The following is a 3,941-nucleotide window of genomic DNA, read 5'->3' as shown; positions in this document are numbered from 1 at the left end:
CTATAGCCGTATTCTGTAAAGATAATTGATTTTTGATTTTTTTCGGAAAAGTTTTCCAGCTCTTTTTTGATGGGGTTCCATGCAACCAACAATTCGTCTATACTTGGTGTTTTTACATCCGTTAAAGGAAAGTAAGCATCAATTCCAATATAATCCAATTGCGACCAAAATTGTGGGTTTTGATAAGAGTCCCAATTGGCCGCATAGGTGATTTTTCTTTTGTATATTTTTTTGATTTTATGAATCAATTCTATCCAGAACTTTGGTCTTTCACTTACAAAATAATTTAATTCCGTTCCAATGCAAAAAAGTTCAAAATGAGAGGTTTGTGCTAGTTCAGCGTAAAACAAAATAAAATTTTCATAGTTTTTTTCTAATGCCAACCAATCTTTTTCAGTGGTCATTTTCATATGACCCGTAAAGAAACCTCCCTTGATCCAAAGTTGAGGTTTGAGCATTCTTTTGATTTTTTTATCCTTAAAATAATCAGAAGTCGTTCGGACTCCGTGTGCCGTTTCTCCCCACCATTGCCATTTTGTATTGAAGCTTAAAGAAGGTTTTTTTTCTGAAGGCATAAACCCAAAAGGCATAATCGCCACCCAATTCGCGTTTATGTTAAGAACAGGTTGAATATCCTTAGTGGTTATTTTTCTGTCGGATGCAACAAAACTAAGTCCATTAATAGAAGAAGTCCTTTTCTCTTGTGCTTGACAAGAAAAAAGGACTATTGCTATGAAAAAAAATAATACGTTGTAAATTTTCATTTAGTTGGATATGAATCGAAGCCCTAAGTTAAGGGTTTCTCCAAAACCAGAATCAGATCCTCTTACAAAATTTGTATAGGATACTTCAATATTCAAAGCTCTTGTCACTTGGTATTTTCCTCCAATTCCTAATTGTGTATATTCTTGACCAAAATCATTGCCCAAATCAATTAAAAAATATTGCTGAGTTTGCAGATAAACTGTAGATTTTGAACTAGGGAAATAACTAACAAAAGCACTTACAGGTAGTCCAAGACTGTTGTTTGCAAAGCCTCCTTCAGATGTTTTATTAGCATCTTCTTCGTATTTTTCTCCAAAGTTAAATTGAGTATCTAATTCAGTAAATAATTGCCATTTTCCGCTTGGGAATGTGTAGTCATAAAAGAATTTTGTTTCCCATACATAACTTTTTTTGTCAAGATAAACGCCATTCTCTTTTTCATGATCGACTAAAGGAATAAAAACACCTGTACGTATGGAGAAGTTTCCAACGTTCTTTAAAGGTTGAAAACTAATGCTTGGAGCAATAGAGGTAAACCCAGATCTGGAAACACCTTCTTCATTTGCAAAGTTTATTGGAGAGAACCAACTTTTTCCACCGATGTTATTTGATTTTACATTGAATACCAATCCAACGTTAAAACGTGAGTTTTCACTAACTCCATAAAAGGTTTCAAAGGTGGCTGTAAAATAGTTTTCTCTTGGGTGCTCTCCTCTCCAAGGATCCTCCGTTTGGGTATAAAAATTGTTAAACCACTTTACATCTACTTGGCCTTTGTGTAATAATTTTGAAGGTGTATAGGTTTGGATATTGCTTTCTTGAGCGTACGATATTCCTGATATAAACAATGTTATAAAAAGAAAATTAGTTGTTTTTTGAATCATTTTGTTTGATGTTAAGTTCACATTAAAAGTATAGTTTGAGTAAAATTCCTTACAAATAGATTGTTGTTTTTAATGATTCTAAATTGGGTTCTTTTTTTTATTTGAGTTAAGTTCTTGAAAATGTTTCGACCTAAGACTTGTAGATTTCTTACTTTTAATAGAACTACAAAGTATATCAATTATTGATGTATGAACCTAAGGAACCTAATTTTATGAAACATGTTGTAATTATTGGAAATGGAATTTCCGGAGTAACGGCTGCTAGGCATATTAGAAAATTAAGTGATCATCGTATTACTATAATTTCGGCCGAATCAAAGTACTTTTTTTCTAGAACGGCATTGATGTATGTTTTTATGGGCCATATGGAGTTCAAGCATACCCAGCCCTATGAAAAATGGTTTTGGAAAAAAAATAGAATTGCTCTTGTTGAAGGACGAGTAAAAACCATAGATTCTGCCGATAAAAAATTAAACTTAAGTGATGGATCAGAAATTTTATTTGATGATTTAATTATAGCTACAGGCTCTAAGCCGAATAAGTTTGGATGGCCAGGTCAAGACCTTAAGGGAGTTCAGGGATTATATTCTAAACAAGACTTAGAAAGCCTAGAGGAAAATTCCAAAAATTGTAAAAGAGCTGTCATTGTTGGTGGTGGATTGATAGGTATTGAAATGGCAGAAATGTTACACTCAAGAAATATCCCTGTTACATTTTTGGTGAGAGAGTCAAGTTTTTGGAATGGTGTTTTGCCAAAGGAACAATCCGAAATTATCAACAGAGAAATTAGAGAAAACCATATTGATCTTCGGTTGAGTACGAGTCTTAAAGAAGTTATTTCGGATGAAAATGGAAGGGCAAAAGCTGTTGTTACTGATAAAGGAGAAACGATAGAATGCACTGTAGTAGGTTTGACTGCTGGGGTGAGTCCGAATATTGAATTTGTAAAAGATTCTTCAATCGAGACCCATAGAGGAATTTTAGTCAATGAATTTTTACAAACAAATTGTAAAGGTATATATGCCATTGGTGATTGTGCGGAACAACACAATGCCATTGGACAAAGAAGACCCATAGAAGCCGTTTGGTATACGGGTAGAATGATGGGAGAAACAGTTGCGAGAACAATTTGTGGGACACCTGCAGCATACAAACCAGGACATTGGTTCAATTCTGCAAAGTTTATTGATATAGAATATCAAACCTATGGCTGGGTATGGGCACAACCCAAAGAAAATGAAAATCGTTTTTCTTGGCAGGATGCTACCGGTAAAAAAAGCATCATCATCAGTTTTGACAAAGAGTCAAAGACTTTTTTAGGGATCAATACTTTTGGAATTCGATTACGACATGAACGTTTTGACACTTGGTTAACAGAGAAATCGTCCGTAGAAAAAGTTTTGGAGCATTTGAAGGATGCCAATTTTGATCCTGAATTTTTCAAACAGTATGAACAAGAAATTATTGACAAATACAACGCCGATTTTAATGCTCAGTTAAAAGTGAGAACAAAAAGTTGGAAAAGAATATTTTTAAAAGCCTAAAGAAAGAGATGAAAACGATAAAACAAATTGGATTAATCATAAGTCTCGTTGGATTTGTGTTTTTTACGGGTAGTATTTTTACTTCTAAAAATTATGTCTCACAAGAAGTGTTTGATGGATGGATTGTTTCTAAAAATATCAAAAGTGAATTTTTTATTGAAAAGGCTCAGGCGAGCATTGTTGCAAAAGAATTGAGCACTTTTGAACTGTCTAATAAAATTATAGAATTAGGAAAAGCCTCTGATGCGTATCAATTGAGTCAAGAGAATATTGCTTGGGAAAAAGTAATGAAACTAAAATGGAATAAAACATCAAAAGAATATGTATATCCTTTGGTAAGAGTTTCTGCCATTGGTTGGGTGTCTGAAAATCAATTGTTGTTTTTTTGGATGACCTTTGGTTTGGCAATACTAGGTGGAATAATTGCTTTTGGTTCAGATTATAAATTGTTGGGACCGGCAGGAATAAAAAATAATGGAATCATGCAGCATGCAGCAACCAATAAAGGTTGGATGGGGATGATTGCCTTTGTTTATTTTGTTGGATTTTATGTGTTGCTGTATTTCTTTCCAAATTACTTGGTAAATCCTATTTTATCTGTAAACCCTGTTAGTAAAGGTTTGAGTGGAAATCCTTCTAGCCAATGGTTTTTGTATGGTTTTATGTATTGTTCGGTAATGACAGTTTTTGCCATTCGCATGTTCATTAAATACAGACACAATGCCTATCAAATGGTTCGGACAGGAGT

General features: G+C 33.7%; 3 protein-coding genes and 1 pseudogene. 2 read left to right on the top strand and 2 right to left on the bottom strand.

The window, feature by feature from the left end; translation table 11 throughout:
* Together P8H68_RS07100 and P8H68_RS07095 are read right to left on the bottom strand one after the other, a co-directional pair.
* The coding region (locus P8H68_RS07100) for a glycoside hydrolase (RefSeq protein WP_300322870.1) at positions 1-764 on the bottom strand (764 nt) is incomplete at its 3' end.
* Complete coding sequence (locus P8H68_RS07095) at positions 765-1,649, bottom strand: hypothetical protein (RefSeq protein ID WP_300322868.1); 885 nt, start codon at positions 1,647-1,649, stop codon at positions 765-767.
* Between the two features lie 212 nt (positions 1,650-1,861).
* Here P8H68_RS07095 and P8H68_RS07090 point away from each other — a divergent pair, with 212 nt between their 5' ends.
* The gene (locus tag P8H68_RS07090; protein WP_300322866.1) at positions 1,862-3,193 is read left to right on the top strand and encodes an FAD/NAD(P)-binding oxidoreductase; all 1,332 of its coding nucleotides are present in this window, start codon (positions 1,862-1,864) and stop codon (positions 3,191-3,193) included.
* A gap of 8 nt (positions 3,194-3,201) precedes the next feature.
* Positions 3,202-3,941, top strand: a pseudogene (locus tag P8H68_RS07085) (FeS-binding protein); the annotation flags it as partial.

This window comes from Flavicella sp. (assembly GCF_029238425.1).
GTDB lineage: Bacteria > Bacteroidota > Bacteroidia > Flavobacteriales > Flavobacteriaceae > Flavicella.
This window is presented reverse-complemented; position numbering and strand designations above follow the sequence as displayed.